Source organism: Arsenophonus endosymbiont of Aphis craccivora (assembly GCF_013460135.1).
GTDB classification, from domain to species: Bacteria; Pseudomonadota; Gammaproteobacteria; order Enterobacterales; family Enterobacteriaceae; genus Arsenophonus; species Arsenophonus nilaparvatae.
In genome coordinates, this window is sequence record NZ_CP038155.1 from 403,388 (window position 1) to 418,155 (window position 14,768).

A 14,768-nucleotide genomic window follows, 5' to 3' on the forward strand; every position below is an offset into this window, starting at 1 on the left:
TGCCCTCATAACGAGGGCATTTTTATAGCTATATTATGGAGAAAATTAAATAATGACACGCTGTCGTTTTATTACTTTATATATATTGAGTATTTTTATTTCTTTTTTTCTCAGTTTTCCACTGTATGCTGAAAACAGCATGGTTCCATTGTTAGAAAAACGTCTTGATGTTGATCTCAACAAACCAATGAAAATTAGCCAGGATAGTGTGATTTATGCGGTAGTGGGAGGAAAAATACGGCTAGCTGGTTGGTTATTGAAAAATTCGGTTTTACTTATGCAACCGGCGAAAAATAATTTTTACCGTTTTCATTTTGGTAATAGTGTTGGCTATATTACTCAGCAACAAGCTTTTGAGGCAAAAAAAATCAGTTTCCGGCTGATACTTTAAAACAATTAGATCAGCCAGTTTATGACTATTTAGTGACCACTGAAAAAACGCCTATCTATGAAAATGCAGATGAGAAAAGCACGGTTATTGGTTTTTATTGGTTTTCTGTCCGCCAATTTACGTTATCCAGTACTAAGTCGAATAGCGAAGAAAGTTGAGTTTGACTCATCATCCATGAGCTCTTGGTTTATTATTGATCTTGGTGGTAGACTGGCTTTTATTGATGGTCAAGATGTTTCATTAGATAAAGGGATCCCAATTCTCACCTATCATCATTTACTTCCTGATAATGAAAATAAATTATTTCGCCATACTTCAACAACTACTTCGGTAACAGCTTTTAAAGCTCAAATGGATTACTTAAAACAAGCTGGTTATCAGACAATTACCTTGGATGAAGTTGATGGTTATTTAAAGAAAAAAATTAATTTACCGGGTAAGGTAGTCAGTATAACTTTTGATGATGGCTTAAAATCGGTTTATCGCTATGCTTATCCAATCTTGAAAGCGCATGCGCAGCTGGCAACGCTTTTTGTTATCTCCTCGCGGATTAAATTTCATGATCAAAAATGGGATCCGAATGGTTTACAATTTATGAGTAGACATGAGTTGAAAAACAGTCGCGATGTCTTTGATATTCAATCTCACTCCCATTTTCTGCATAGATTAGATAATAAAAATCAACCGATTATTTTTAGCCGATCTTATCGTACAGTAAAACTTGATTTTGCCCATTCTCGTCGTGTATTAGCGCCATTTAATCCCTTTCAACGTTACTTGGCATATCCTTTTGGTGCCTATAATGGACAGGTCATGAATGCGGCAAAAGCTGCTGGAATGATGTTGGCACTGACGACTATTCAAGGTAAAGTGAAACTGGGTGATAATCCGTATGCATTGAAACGATTATATGCCTTGCGGAATGATCCAATGGGAAAATTTGCCCAAATGGTGGGCAATAGCGAGCAACAAATTATTAATAAAGACATTATTGTTGATCAATAAAGACTACATTATGTAGGTACCACTATAGGTAAGATCATAGCTAGGCAAATTTTTATTCTATGTAGTTGCTAGAAACAAGGAATTAAAAATTAACCATGTGATTGAGTAGACCCGCTATCACCACCGATTAAGGTGGTGTTTTATTAACGGCCTAAATGGTGATCCCAATCTTTCCAGACGGGTTGGAGTCCAGCATTAATAATAACCTTAGCCATGGTTTCAGCGCTGCGATTATCATAGACAGTAAATTGCTCCAGTGCTTGATGATTATCAGCATAACCACCGGGTTGAGTTTTTGAACCAGCGCTAAGGGTATTGATAACCAGTGGAATAATATTATCACGGAAAAAAGGAGATTCACGGGTTGATAATGAAAGCTAAACTTCTGGTGCCAATAAACGGAAAGCGCAAATTAATTGAATTAATTCTGCTTCGTGGATGATTGATGCTGGCTGAATACCCCCTATACAAGCGCGTATTCGGGGGAAAGAAATAGAGTAACGGCTTTTCCAATATTTTTTTGCAGATAAGATAGATGATTTGCGACGAGATAATAGTCAACTCGCCAATTATCGGATAATCCGATTAGTGCACCTAAGCCGATTTTATCAATACCGGCCTGGCCAAGGCGATCCGGTGTTTCTAGACGCCAAAAAAAATCTTGTTTTTTCCCCCGTAAATGGTGCTGCTGATAAGTTGGTTGATGATAAGTTTCCTGGTAAACCAGTACACCCTCTAAGCCAATTTCTTTCAGTTCCCTATATTCTGTAATTGTTAATGGCTGAACCTCCATCAATAGCGTACTGAAATATTTTTTAATTAATGGAATATATTGGCGCAAATAATTCATCCCCACTTTGCTTGGATGTTCACAGGTTACCAGCAAGAGATTATTATATCCAATGGAACGTAGCGCTTCGCATTCTGCAATAATTTCTGTTTCGTGAAGTGTTTTTCGTTTGATTGGGTTGTGTATGGAAAAACCACAATAAGTACAATTATTAGCACACAGGTTAGACAGGTAGAGCGGTACATAAAGACCAACAGTATTGCCAAAGCGCTGGCGGGTTAATTTTTGCGCTTTTTGAGCGATAACTTCCAGATAGGGATAAGCAGCGGGTGAAATAAGAGCCATAAAATCATTCAGGGACGGTCTGTCTGAGCAAATCGCTTTTTCAACCTCTTGAGCCGATTTGCTATTAATTTGTATCGCTAGTTGCTGCCAATCAAGTTGCTGATAAATTTCAGTAAAAGCCGTCATTATTGAAATGCCTCGAGGAATTGAGTTAAAGGGCTAGTGGATGCCGCTTGATGCTGCTGCGCCGCGAGTCCAGCCGCTTGTACTATCTCACCTGCTTCAGTGGCAATGCGAAAAGCGTGAGCCATTGCAACAGGATCATTAGCAACGGCAATGGCGGTATTTACCAGTACAGCATCTGCTCCCATCTCCAAAGCGGCTAATGCATGACTGGGTGCTCCGAGCCCTGCATCGACAACAACTGGAATCGAGGCTTGTTCAATAATAATTTGTAGAAAATCGTAGGTAATTAATCCTTTATTGGTACCGATAGGTGCGCCAAGCGGCATCACAGCAGCGCAACCTACCTCCTCTAAACGCCGACACAAGACAGGATCGGCACTACAATAAGGTAAAACAATAAAACCTTCTTTTACCAATAGTTCAGCCGCTTTTAACGTCTCAATCGGATCGGGTAATAAGTATTTTGTATCGGGGTGGATCTCAAGTTTTATCCAGTTTGTGGCTACTGCTTCACGCGCTAGACGAACGGCAAATAGAGCTTCTTGGGCATTTTTAGCACCAGAAGTATTAGGTAATAATTTGACACCGATTTTTTGTAATGGCGCTAAAATATCATCATTTTTATTTATTAAATCAAGCCTCTTCATCGCCATGGTGACTAACTGACTGCCAGAAGCTTGTATAGCTTGGGTCATCAATGATGAATTAGCGAATTTTCCGCTACCAATAAATAAACGTGATTGAAAAACAGTATCAGCAATTTTTAACATAAATTAGCCTCCGGCAATGGCCTGTAATAGCAGGATCTTATCTTGGTGGTTAATATAGTGATGGTTCCAATCTTCACGGGGAATAATGATGTGATTAATTGCTATTGCAATACCTGATGCGTTAAGTTTCAGATGATCAAATAATTGGCTGATTGTGATCGCACTATTAAGTTCGATCAGTCGATCATTTAGCATAATGTGCATATTTATCTCCTGGTTCCACAAACTAAACAGCTTTTTGCTTTGCTAAGTTTCAAGGTATGCCAATTGTGTTGTTTACCATCGAATAATTTCAGTTTTCCATTGAGAGAAGAAGGTAAATTGATTAATAATTTAATCGCCTCTCAGGCTTGCAGAGTACCGATAACGCCAACAATCTGTCCGACAACTCCTGCTGTGCGGCAGTTTTGATAGGGTTCATTGGTATCAGTATAAAGGCAAGCATAGCAGCCTTGGTTATAGGGAGGTTCAAGCACTAACAGTTGACCATTGAACCCTACTGCACTACCACTAATGAGGGTTTTTTTTCTGCCACACAAGCTGCATTAATTGCCTTGCGGGTTGACATATTATCAGTACAATCCAATACCAGATCCGTATTACGGACAAGTGGACGGAGAGAATGATAATGTTGTTTGGTGTTAAATGTTTTCACCTTGATTTGTGGATTGAGCTGATTAAGCTGTTTTGCTGCTAATGTGACTTTAAGCTGAGAAACATCCTGCGTATGGTAAAGAATTTGTCGTTGCAGGTTGGAAATATGTAGCGTATCGTTATCGGTCAACCAGAGTTCGCCGACACCGGCCGCCGCTAACTAAAGTGCCGCCGGTGAACCCAGTACCCCCAATCCCACAATAAGCACTTTGCTCATTGTTAATTTTTGTTGTCCTTTATTACCGATTTCTTCAAGTAATAGCTGACGGCTATAGCGCATAAAAATAGCATCATCAAGCATCGATCATATCCTTACCTTCGATGAGATAGAGTAACTGAGCAACAACTTTGCGCCAGTTAGTCGATTTGGTGATCGCACTAACCATAGCAATACCCCCGACGCCAGTTGCAAGCACTTCGGGAACACACGCTAAAGAGATACCGCCTATTGCAATAGTGGCATAATCTGGGGTGTCATTAACCTGCTGTTTTAGGGTTACTAAACCTTGCGTCGAAGAGGACATTAATGTTGTAGTAGTAGGAAAAATATGTCCTAATGCAATATAAGATGGTTTTAACTGCTTTGCTCTGATGAGTTCTTGTTGATTATGGGTCGAAATTCCTAGGCGCAATCCTGCTTTTTGTAGGCGATTCAGATCAGCGAAATTAATATCCTCTTGCCCTAAATGGACGCCATAGGCGCCATGTTTTATGGCTAATTGCCAATAGTCATTAATAAATAGGCGAGCTTGATATTGCTGGCCTAGCATAATTGCCTGATGAATATCTTGTTCGAGGTTACTGGCTGATCGATCTTTGATCCTTAATTGAATAGTGGTCACACCGACGCTAAGTAAGCGCCTTATCCACTCGACGGAATCAACCACTGGATACAAGCCAAGTTTATGCTTCGTAGTTGCAAATGAGTGATCAGGCCATTTCGTCATAGGAAATCGTCTCCATATCGTGGTATAGCTCACTACCGTGGGCGCGAAATGTTACCGACATCTGTGCCATTTGAGTTGCATGCTCACGGACTTCTTGTGAAATTTTCATGGAGCAAAATTTAGGCCCACACATTGAGCAAAAATGGGCGACTTTACCAGCGGCTTGCGGTAGTGTTTCATCATGGTAGGCACGTGCGGTTGTAGGATCGAGAGCCAGATTAAAGTGGTCTTCCCAACGAAACTCAAATCTGGCTTTGGATAAGGCGTTATCACGAATTTGAGCCCCAGGGTGGCCTTTAGCCAGATCAGCGGCATGGGCAGCAATTTTATAGGTAATAAGTCCTTGTTTTACATCTTCTTTATTAGGTAAACTCAAGTGCTCTTTTGGGGTAACATAACATAGCATGGCACAGACAAACCAACCAATTAAAGCCGCACCGATACCAGAGGTAAAGAGATCATAACCTGGTGCGATGTCGGTGGTTAAAGGCCCTAAGGTATAGAATGGCGCTTCATGGCAATGAGTTAATTCTTCCGTCATATTGCGGCGGATCATTTGCATTGGGATATGACCAGGGCCTTCTATCATAACTTGAACATCATATTGCCAGGCTATCTTGGTTAATTTGCCTAATGTATATAGTTCAGCAAATTGCGCTTCATCATTAGCGTCTTGTAAGGAGCCAGGTCGTAATCCATCGCCAAGGGACAAAGAGACATCATAAGCAGCACAGATTGCACAGATTTCGTCGAAATGGGTATACAAAAAATTTTCTTGATGATGTGACAAGCACCATTTGGCAATAATAGCGCCACCGCGAGAAACAATACCCGTCAATCGATTAGCAGTCATTGGTATATAGCGTAGTAAGACACCGGCGTGGATGGTAAAGTAGTCTACGCCTTGTTCGGCTTGTTCGGCTTGTTCGGCTTGTTCGGCTTGTTCGGCTTGTTCGGCTTGTTCGGCTTGTTCAAGTAAGGTGTCGCGAAATATTTCTCAGCTCAAATTTTCTGCCACGCCATTGACTTTTTCTAGTGCTTGATAAATTGGCACTTTACCAATAGGAACTGGGCTATTACGTAAGATCCATTCTCTCGTTTCATGGATATAGCGGCCTGTCGATAAATCCATCACGGTGTCAGCTCCCCAGTGATTCGCCCAGATTAGTTTTTCAATTTCTTCTTCAATCGATGAAGTTACTTAGGAATTACCGATATTAGTATTGACTTTCACCAAAAAATTTCGACCAATGATCATCGGCTCGGATTCAGGATGGTTAATATTGGCTGGAATAATGGCACGTCCAGCGGCAACTTCTTGTCGAACAAATTCAGGGGTAATATTGTTTGGCAGGTTAGCATTAAAGCTTTGGCCTGGGTGCTGTTTAGTTAATATCTTACTATTGATACGCTCGCGTCCCATATTTTCGCGGATCGCAATAAATTCCATTTCAGGTGTGATTATCCCTTGACGGGCATAGTGCAACTGCGTGACTGTTTTCCGGTTTTGGCTTTTAATGGTTGTGGTCGGTGATTGAAGCGAAGATGATTCAATCCTGCATCAGCCAGTAGTTGTTGGGTAAAATAAGAGCTTGGTTTTTTAACTAACTCAGTATCATTGCGATCGAGGATCCAGTATTAGCGGCATTTTTTTAAACCCTCCTTAATATCTACAGTTACATCAGCATAGCCATAGGCGCCAGAAGTATCATAGACAGGTATTGCCTCATTCTCTACAAACAAGGGTTTATCTTTTGTACCGCCAACCAAGGTCGGTGAAAGCTGAATTTCACGCATAGGAACTTGGGTATTATAGTGATAACCTGTTAAATAGATCCGTTTTGAATTGGGAAAGTTGATATTTTGTAGCTTATCAAGAAAACGTTGTGCCGCTTCACGTTGTGCTTTTCGTGGTGAAGTGGTATTGGTTGTAACGGTAATATCGCTGGTTGCAATAATATTTTTCGACATAACAAATTCCTAAAATCATTACAAATGGTTCACGTAAGAGAGAAATTGCTTGTCTGGAGCTCGGTGAGAGTAATAGTATAATAATTGCGCTGTTTACTTTTGATAAGTCAAAATCGCGGGTTGATTACTCTTGTTCCCTTCGCAGGTATTAGCCTGATCAGGTTCCGCGGATCCCGAATTAACGGTCTCAGCCTGTAGGTATTATTAAACCGACTCGGCACTCCGACAAGATGATGTCAGTATATAAGAGAGATAATGAAAACTGCAATGGATAACTTCTTCATCAAACAATTGTTAATCAAAATAGACACTTGATATTGATGAATAAGGCATATTTTCAAAAGTCACTAATCAATAAAATATAGAAGAATTGAGCTATATGATTAGAAAAAAGTTAACAGGAACAGAAACAGGCTGGTGGGTGGTTAGTTCTGGTGGTCGAATTTGGTTGCCAAATGGTGATTTACCGAAAGGTTCCTCCCAATTTTGGTCGCTAACAGGAAAAGAGGCACTCCCTATTAGTGAATGGCAAGCGGAAACGATTTGGTTAATTATAGTAAAATCACCAACGGATATGTGTTCGCCGCGATGGATTGCCAGTCAAGATGAGGGGCTATTTAAACTAGTTGGACGCGGTATTCAACTGGCAGAGTTTTATCGTTCGCACCATTATTGCGGTTATTGCGGCAACAAAATGATAACTTATACAAATAATATTAATCACGCTATATCTAAGTTGTTGCTGATTTAAGCAACAAGAAAAAGGCAAATACACGATGATAATTGGCAATTTCTAATTGCCATTTAATGGAGCTAATGATGTCTGCATTAACAAACGATCGCTACTTACGTGCGCTATTACGGCAGCCAGTTGATAAAACCCCAGTATGGATGATGCGCCAGGCCGGTCGTTATTTACCGGAGTATCGAAAAATTCGTCAGCAAGCCGGTGATTTTCTTTCATTGTGCAAAAATACCGAGTTAGCCTGTGAAGTGACATTACAACCACTACATCGTTTTCCATTAGATGCGGCGATCCTGTTTTCAGATATTCTTACTATTCCTGATGCGATGGGCTTAGGTCTTTATTTTTCAGCTGGAGAAGGGCCTATGTTTCAGCGTCCAATTGATTGTTTGGCTGATATAGAGAAACTGCCAATTCCTGATCCTGAGCAAGAATTAGTTTACGTAATGAATGCTGTACGCGCTATCCGCAAGGCGTTACAAGGAAAAGTACCATTGATCGGTTTTTCTGGTAGCCCATGGACATTGGCAACTTATATGGTCGAAGGGCGAAGTAGTAAGGCTTTTACCCATATTAAGAAGATGATGTATACGGAGCCAAAAGCGTTACATTTATTATTGGATAAGTTGGCCCAAAGTGTCATTCTTTATCTAAATGCTCAGATTCGGGCTGGTGCTCAATCGGTGATGATTTTTGATACTTGGGGTGGTGTATTAACTGGGCCTGATTACCATCAATTTTCTTTACATTACATGCATCAGATCATTGATGGTCTACAGCGAGAACATGAAGGGCGTAAAGTCCCTGTGACCTTATTTACTAAAGGCGGTGGCCAATGGTTAGAGGCAATGACTGCGACCGGTTGTGACGCGTTAGGGATCGACTGGATGACAGATATTGAAGAGGCTCGTTCTCGTGTAGGAAATAAGGTTGCCTTACAGGGAAACATGGATCCTTCTATATTATATGCATCAAAAGAACGTATGGAGTTTGAGGTTAAAACAATTTTAAAGCAATTCGGTCAGGGCAGTGGCCATGTTTTTAATTTAGGTCATGGAATTCACCAGGATATTCCACCTGAGCATGTTAAAAATTTTATTAATTCAGTACACAAATTATCAGAGCAATATCATCAATAAGTAAGGTTTATCCGGCTTTGTTGAATAAATCAGAATTAGCCGCCAGGATGGCTCCCTCTGCTACACCTGTTATCCGATCCTGACGCTGTGTGGCATACCCAACAACGTCATACGGTTCAGCGCTTTGACCATCGCCATTGCTTCACCTACCTGAGCCTCATAGTCACGCAGGCTCAGATGGCCACCCAGCAAAGTTTTTATGCGGAACATCGCTGTTTCTGCCACTGAACGCCGGTGATAACCCACTTTCTTTTTCCACATATCATTACTCCTGCTCAGACGCTGATTCGCCACCGCATGGTTACGTTCATGGTACTTGTCCGGCCAGTATTTCGCTCCGCTTCGCGGCGGGATAAGGGGCCTGATTTTCTTTCTTAGCAACGCATCTTGGCAGTAACAGGCGTCATAAGCACCGTCTGCTGACACTTCCCTGATTTTCCGGTGGGTTTGGTTAATCAGGCCCGGCAGTGCCTGCGCATCTGTCGTTCCGCTGAGCGATAAGTCGGCACAGATAATCTCATGAGTCACACTGTCTGCTGCCAGATGAAGCTTGCGCCACACTCTTCGTCTGTCAGCCCCATGCTGCCTGACTTTCCATTCACCTTCGCCAAAGACCTTCAGACCGGTACTGTCGATGACCAGATGCGAGATTTCACCACGCGTTGGCGTTTTTATGCTGATGTTGACGCTCTTTGCTCGTCTGCTGACCAGCGAGTAGTCCGGACAGCACAGCGGCAAAGACATGAGTTTAAAAATCGAATCAACGAAGCCCTGTAATGCCCGGAGCGACAGGTTAAACACACGCTTCATCATCAGGACAGTGGTAACAGCCATATCGCTGTAGTAAAGCGGCCGGCCACGACCTTCAGGCGAAGAACTGTCAGTCCATCCAGCGATGGCCGACTCATCAAGCCAGACCGTCAGGGAACCGCGTTGTCTGAGTGCCTTGTTGTACGCGGGCCAGTTGGTAATTTTAAACTTTTGCTTTGCCATGGGGACCTGATGTTGAAACGAATTTAGCGATCAGCTCCGCCAATCACCTAAAAGTTCGATTTATTCAACAAAGCCGTTTTTTTGTGGAAAGAAAACATCAACCATAAACTAAGCTCACAAATTATTATATTTATGGTGAAAATTGACGAAGTGTTTTATATTAAATTTATTCTATGAAATTTTATGAAAAACACTTAATCAAAATATCAAATAATTTTGATGAAAACTATATTTTAGTAAAAAATAAGATAAATAATGAAAAAAGATTATTTGAAGAAACTGACCATTATAAAAAAATAATTAATAATAGAAAATTAACAGAAATCGATTTAGATGAAAATATAATTAATATCGATAAACTTTCTTATTTAACAAATAGTAGTGTTTATAAAGAAAAGTTAGAGATAGCTCTCTTCTCGAACCAGGCTTTCAATAAGATGCTTTAATTAAATGTTTAAAAAATAATACCACTAATTGAACAGACATAAAAAATACCGCTGAATATTTAAAATTAAAAAATACAATCTATCTTCTCCAAGTAAGAGTAGCGGATGATAAAATATTACTTATTCATATTGAATAATAAAAATAATTTTAATGAATACTAAGTAACTTTCATATAAATAAAATAGATTATTCTTTTATATATTAAACAGATTAATATATAATTAATTTTTGCTAAACAGAAAAAATATTGGCAGATATTAAAGCTTTTATGGTTTCAAATAATTTAACTAATGGAGGGCTTTGTTGAATAAATCAGAATTAGCCGCCAGGATGGCTCCCTCTGCTACACCTGTTATCCGATCCTGACGCTGTGTGGCATACCCAACAACGTCATACGGTTCAGCGCTTTGACCATCGCCATTGCTTCACCTACCTGAGCCTCATAGTCACGCCGGCTCAGATGGCCACCCAGTAAAGTTTTTATGCGGAACATCGCTGTTTCTGCCACTGAACGCCGGTGATAACCCACTTTCTTTTTCCACATATCATTACTCCTGCTCAGACGCTGATTCGCCACCGCATGGTTACGTTCATGGTAATTGTCCGGCCAGTATTTCGCTCCGCTTCGCGGCGGGATAAGGGGCCTGATTTTCTTTCTTAGCAACGTATCGTGGCAGTAACAGGCGTCATAAGCACCGTCTGCTGACACTTCCCTGATTTTCCGGTGGTTTTGGTTAATCAGGCCCGGCAGTGCCTGCGCATCTGTCGTTCCGCTGAGCGATAAGTCGGCACAGATAATCTCATGATTCACACTGTCTGCTGCCAGATGAAGCTTGCGCCACACTCTTCGTCTGTCAGCCCCATGCTGCCTGACTTTCCATTCACCTTCGCCAAAGACCTTCAGACCGGTACTGTCGATGACCAGATGCGAGATTTCACCACGCGTTGGCGTTTTTATGCTGATGTTGACGCTCTTTGCTCGTCTGCTGACCAGCGAGTAGTCCGGACAGCACAACGGCAAAGACATGAGTTTAAAAATCGAATCAACGAAGCCCTGTAATGCCCGGAGCGACAGGTTAAACACACGCTTCATCATCAGGACAGTGGTAACAGCCATATCGCTGTAGTAAAGCGGCCGGCCACGACCTTCAGGCGAAGAATTGTCAGTCCATCCAGCGATGGCCGACTCATCAAGCCAGACCGTCAGGGAACCGCGTTGTCTGAGTGCCTTGTTGTACGCGGGCCAGTTGGTAATTTTAAACTTTTGCTTTGCCATGGGGACCTGATGTTGAAACGAATTTAGCGATCAGCTCCGCCAATCACCTAAAAGTTCGATTTATTCAACAAAGCCGTTGTAGTGATGCGCCCACTTTTTCTTGCGCCAGGCTAATCCAAACCGCATATTGTGCCATACCACTACTCTGTTCTGACCAAACTGGAAAATTATCGGCATAAAGTGGAAATTTTTGCTGTAATTGTTCGATAACATTTTGTTCTTCAAAAAATAATACCGTACCTGCGCCGGCAGCAAAACTATCTATTTTTTTCTCTGTCGTGGTAAATATCTCTTTAGCCACAATTTCTTTTAGTGTTTCTTTGGTAATGTTATGCCACAGTTTTTTATGTTCATCACCAAATAGAATAACTACAAGCGATGTTTGCGAATTAAATGAAGAGGGCGTTGCTTTAACTGCTTCTTTAACCAATGTAATAAGTCTTTCTTCAGAGATAGGTAATAAATTATCTATATTATAAATAGTTCTTCGTTTTTTCATCATTTCAATAAATTTGTTTGGCATTATATTTTCCTTATATTAATAAGGTCATAAATTAATTATGTGTAGATAGGTTATTGATAACTATAATCTGGTCGATAAAAAATTATAGATAAAAAATTTAACCATATCGTTCAAAAATTTAGTTATTAATTAATTTTGTGAATTAGATATCAAATCTCATATCTCATATTTAGCCTGAAAAGTTGCAACTTGACGAAATTCGCCACAATATTTCATAAAATGGTCATAAATATGAAATAATGGCGCCTACTAATTTGATAATGAAATAATGATAGGATCAATCATGGTAAGACGTATTCTGGTCGTCGAAGATGAAACCGCGATCCTTGAGATGGTTTGCTTTGTATTAGAACAGAATGGATTCCAAACCATTGAGGCTGATGATTATGATTCAGCTATTGCGCAGCTCATAGAGCCTTATCCGGTATTCATCTTGTTAGATTGTATGATCCCGGGTGGTTCTGGTATCCAGCTTATTGCCCATATAAAGCGTGATCAACTGATCCGAAAGATCCCGATTATGATGTTAACTGCAAGGGTAGAAGAAGAATATCGGGTGCGAGGTTTAGAAATTGGTGCAGATGATTATCTGACAAAACCTTTTTCACCTAAAGAGCTGATTGCTAGAGTAAATGCAATTTTGCGTCGCGTTTCAGCTATGGTTAGCGACAATGTTATTGAAATGAAGGGGTTGAAGCTAGATCCTACCTCTCATCGGGTAACGAGTGATACAACGTCGATAGAAATGGGGCCGACAGAATACACATTACTGCATTTTTTTATGACACATCAAGAACGAGTTTATAATCGTGAGCAATTATTAAATTATGTTTGGGGTGTGAATATTTATGTTGAGGATCGGACAGTAGATGTGCATATTCGTCGTTTACGTAAAGCACTTGCTGTGGGTGGTCATGATAAAATGATCCAGACAGTTCGAGGTACAGGCTATCGTTTCTCTGTCCGTTATTGATTGTTGTTTATAAGGAAAAGTCGGCGTGCTTGAACGTTTGTCGTGGAAAAAATTAGTGGTTATTCTGATTTTATTCTGTTTACCGGCATGTGGATTATCACTTTTTATTGGCCATCTATCTTGGTTGCTCGTGATTTCATTATTAGCCGCTTTGTGTTGGCATAGTTATCATTTACTGAAATTATCTGATAGGCTTTGGCTTGAACGTCGTTTACTGCCACCAACTGGACAAGGTGCTTGGGAGCCGATTTTTTATGGTATTTATCAATTACAGCAACGTAATCGTAAACGTCGGCGTGAATTGGTACAGATTATTAGGCGATTTCGGAGTGGTGCAGAATCTTTGCCTGATGCCGTTATTATCATGACAGCAGAAGGTAATATTGTTTGGTGTAATCGTTTAGCTGAATATTTATTGGGGTTTCGTTGGCCAGAGGATAGTAGGCAATCTATTTTCAATTTACTCCGTTATCCTGATTTCAACCATTATTTTATGTTAGCCGACTATTCTTTGCCGTTTACGATAGCGTTAAATAACGGTGCGATGGTTGAATTTCAAATTATGTCTTATATTGACGACCAATTATTAATGGTTGCAAAAGACATAACGGAAAAGGTGAAATTGGAAAAATTACGCGGCGAATTTTTTGCTAATGCTAATCATGAATTACGTACACCATTAACTGTTTTACAAGGTTATTTGGAAATCATGGATGAGCAAATCGATAGTCATTCGGCTAACAAAAAAGCTTTACATTCAATGCGTGAACAATTGGCACGCATGGATAGTTTAATTAAACAATTACTTCAGCTTTCCCGCATTGAAATAGCACCACATATTAATTTGAATGAGCAGATAAATATTCCGGCAATGCTAAATACAATAAAACAAGATGTAATAAATTTAAGTTTGGGAAAGCATGAAGTTATTTTTGATGTGGATAAAAAATTACATGTTTATGGTAATGAAGAGCAACTGAGAAACGCTATTTCAAATCTTATCTATAATGTGATTAACCATACACCGGTTGGAACATCTATTCATATTGGTTGGCAACAAATTAAACAAGGAGCACTTTTTTCTATTCGCTAGAATGGTCCGGGAATTGCTTCAGTGCATTTGACTCGGTTAACCGAACTTTTTTATCGAGCAGATAAATCGCGTTCACGTCGAATGGGGGGTGGTAGCTGATTGGGATTGGCAATTGTCAAACATGCATTAATACACCACCATTCCCAATTAGATATTGAAAGTCAATTAGGTAAGGGGTCGGTGTTTAGTTTTATTTTACCGTCTAGTTTAATTGTAACAACAAAAAATGGCCAAAATTAAATTTCATTTGCTGAATTTTAGTTAAACAGATTTAGCTAAATAATGCATTTGCATGAATAGATGTTAGTGTTGATTAAATTTTATGCAAATCATATAACGTATATTGAGTAAACACTAAAACCAATCACTAAATAAAAAATTTATTTCAGATTTTTATTCTACTTTTTCGATTTACTATTGCCTTTTATCATTATAAAAGTTTTACTTGTAGTCTGTTATTGGCGGATTTTTCTGTTTTTACTAAATTTATCCGTTTAATTAAATATTCTTATTGATTAAAAATCAGCAGAGATCAGCGTCAATAAATAATAAGTGGTTTAGGTTTTGGTTCTACTTAAGC

General features: G+C 39.9%; 10 protein-coding genes, 6 pseudogenes and 1 riboswitch. Of the genes and pseudogenes, 7 read left to right on the forward strand and 9 right to left on the reverse strand.

Annotated elements, in window-relative coordinates; translation table 11 throughout:
• Positions 1-52: 52 nt before the first annotated feature.
• Positions 53-391, forward strand: coding sequence for a hypothetical protein (locus E3U36_RS12440; RefSeq protein WP_238337492.1), 339 nt, complete (start codon positions 53-55; stop codon positions 389-391).
• 87 nt (positions 392-478) lie between these two features.
• Complete coding sequence (locus E3U36_RS02090) at positions 479-1,396, forward strand: polysaccharide deacetylase family protein (protein ID WP_238337493.1); 918 nt, start codon at positions 479-481, stop codon at positions 1,394-1,396.
• Positions 1,397-1,539: 143 nt separating this feature from the next.
• On the opposite strand, the pseudogene thiH reads toward E3U36_RS02090, so the two are convergent.
• The 6 genes and pseudogenes from thiH to thiC all read right to left on the reverse strand — a co-directional run bounded on the left by thiH (position 1,540) and on the right by thiC (position 6,999).
• Positions 1,540-2,660, reverse strand: a pseudogene (gene thiH / locus E3U36_RS02095) (2-iminoacetate synthase ThiH).
• The gene (locus E3U36_RS02100) at positions 2,657-3,427 is read right to left on the reverse strand and encodes a thiazole synthase (protein WP_180816930.1); all 771 of its coding nucleotides are present in this window, start codon (positions 3,425-3,427) and stop codon (positions 2,657-2,659) included. The pseudogene thiH and the gene E3U36_RS02100 overlap by 4 nt, the downstream one beginning before the upstream one ends.
• Before the next feature lie 3 nt (positions 3,428-3,430).
• Complete coding sequence (gene thiS / locus E3U36_RS02105) at positions 3,431-3,631, reverse strand: sulfur carrier protein ThiS (protein WP_180816931.1); 201 nt, start codon at positions 3,629-3,631, stop codon at positions 3,431-3,433.
• 2 nt (positions 3,632-3,633) lie between these two features.
• A pseudogene (locus E3U36_RS02110) lies at positions 3,634-4,382 on the reverse strand (HesA/MoeB/ThiF family protein).
• Positions 4,375-5,028 (reverse strand): thiamine phosphate synthase, encoded by a 654-nt coding sequence (thiE, locus tag E3U36_RS02115; RefSeq protein ID WP_180816932.1) that lies wholly within the window; start codon positions 5,026-5,028, stop codon positions 4,375-4,377. The pseudogene E3U36_RS02110 and the gene thiE overlap by 8 nt, the downstream one beginning before the upstream one ends.
• Positions 5,012-6,999 (reverse strand): annotated as a pseudogene (thiC, locus tag E3U36_RS02120) (phosphomethylpyrimidine synthase). The gene thiE and the pseudogene thiC overlap by 17 nt, the downstream one beginning before the upstream one ends.
• A gap of 117 nt (positions 7,000-7,116) precedes the next feature.
• A riboswitch (TPP riboswitch) is annotated at positions 7,117-7,234 on the reverse strand.
• 144 nt (positions 7,235-7,378) lie between these two features.
• Between thiC and nudC the strand changes: the two are divergent.
• Both nudC and hemE read left to right on the forward strand, forming a co-directional pair.
• A pseudogene (gene nudC / locus E3U36_RS02125) lies at positions 7,379-7,696 on the forward strand (NAD(+) diphosphatase); the annotation flags it as partial.
• 122 nt (positions 7,697-7,818) lie between these two features.
• On the forward strand, positions 7,819-8,883 hold the full coding sequence (hemE, locus tag E3U36_RS02130) for a uroporphyrinogen decarboxylase (protein ID WP_180817500.1): 1,065 nt from the start codon (positions 7,819-7,821) through the stop codon (positions 8,881-8,883).
• 69 nt (positions 8,884-8,952) lie between these two features.
• On the opposite strand, the gene E3U36_RS02135 is transcribed toward hemE, so the two are convergent.
• Positions 8,953-9,876 carry an IS5 family transposase gene (locus E3U36_RS02135; protein ID WP_180816527.1) on the reverse strand — a complete coding sequence of 308 codons (924 nt, stop codon included), beginning with the start codon at positions 9,874-9,876 and terminating at the stop codon, positions 8,953-8,955.
• 173 nt (positions 9,877-10,049) lie between these two features.
• Between E3U36_RS02135 and E3U36_RS02140 the strand changes: the two genes are divergently transcribed.
• Positions 10,050-10,322, forward strand: coding sequence for a hypothetical protein (locus E3U36_RS02140; protein ID WP_180816934.1), 273 nt, complete (start codon positions 10,050-10,052; stop codon positions 10,320-10,322).
• 353 nt (positions 10,323-10,675) lie between these two features.
• Here the strand turns inward: E3U36_RS02140 and E3U36_RS02145 are convergent, their stop codons facing one another.
• Together E3U36_RS02145 and E3U36_RS02150 are read right to left on the reverse strand one after the other, a co-directional pair.
• Positions 10,676-11,599 carry an IS5 family transposase gene (locus E3U36_RS02145; RefSeq protein ID WP_180816935.1) on the reverse strand — a complete coding sequence of 308 codons (924 nt, stop codon included), beginning with the start codon at positions 11,597-11,599 and terminating at the stop codon, positions 10,676-10,678.
• A gap of 76 nt (positions 11,600-11,675) precedes the next feature.
• Positions 11,676-12,122 (reverse strand): annotated as a pseudogene (locus E3U36_RS02150) (nitroreductase family protein); the annotation flags it as partial.
• Between the two features lie 283 nt (positions 12,123-12,405).
• Between E3U36_RS02150 and phoB the strand changes: the two are divergent.
• Both phoB and phoR read left to right on the forward strand, forming a co-directional pair.
• Positions 12,406-13,095, forward strand: coding sequence for a phosphate regulon transcriptional regulator PhoB (gene phoB / locus E3U36_RS02155; protein WP_180816937.1), 690 nt, complete (start codon positions 12,406-12,408; stop codon positions 13,093-13,095).
• A 25-nt stretch (positions 13,096-13,120) separates the two neighbouring features.
• A pseudogene (phoR, locus tag E3U36_RS02160) lies at positions 13,121-14,428 on the forward strand (phosphate regulon sensor histidine kinase PhoR).
• Positions 14,429-14,768: the final 340 nt, after the last annotated feature.

Excerpts from the sequence above, each read along its gene's own strand:
- E3U36_RS12440 (WP_238337492.1), top strand. The coding sequence starts at position 53 with ATGACACGCTGTCGTTTTATTACTTTATATATATTGAGTATTTTTATT.
- E3U36_RS02100 (WP_180816930.1), bottom strand. The coding sequence starts at position 3,427 with ATGTTAAAAATTGCTGATACTGTTTTTCAATCACGTTTATTTATTGGT.
- thiS (WP_180816931.1), bottom strand. The coding sequence starts at position 3,631 with ATGCACATTATGCTAAATGATCGACTGATCGAACTTAATAGTGCGATC.
- thiE (WP_180816932.1), bottom strand. The coding sequence starts at position 5,028 with ATGACGAAATGGCCTGATCACTCATTTGCAACTACGAAGCATAAACTT.
- hemE (WP_180817500.1), top strand. The coding sequence starts at position 7,819 with ATGTCTGCATTAACAAACGATCGCTACTTACGTGCGCTATTACGGCAG.
- E3U36_RS02135 (WP_180816527.1), bottom strand. The coding sequence starts at position 9,876 with ATGGCAAAGCAAAAGTTTAAAATTACCAACTGGCCCGCGTACAACAAG.
- E3U36_RS02140 (WP_180816934.1), top strand. The coding sequence starts at position 10,050 with ATGAAATTTTATGAAAAACACTTAATCAAAATATCAAATAATTTTGAT.
- E3U36_RS02145 (WP_180816935.1), bottom strand. The coding sequence starts at position 11,599 with ATGGCAAAGCAAAAGTTTAAAATTACCAACTGGCCCGCGTACAACAAG.
- phoB (WP_180816937.1), top strand. The coding sequence starts at position 12,406 with ATGGTAAGACGTATTCTGGTCGTCGAAGATGAAACCGCGATCCTTGAG.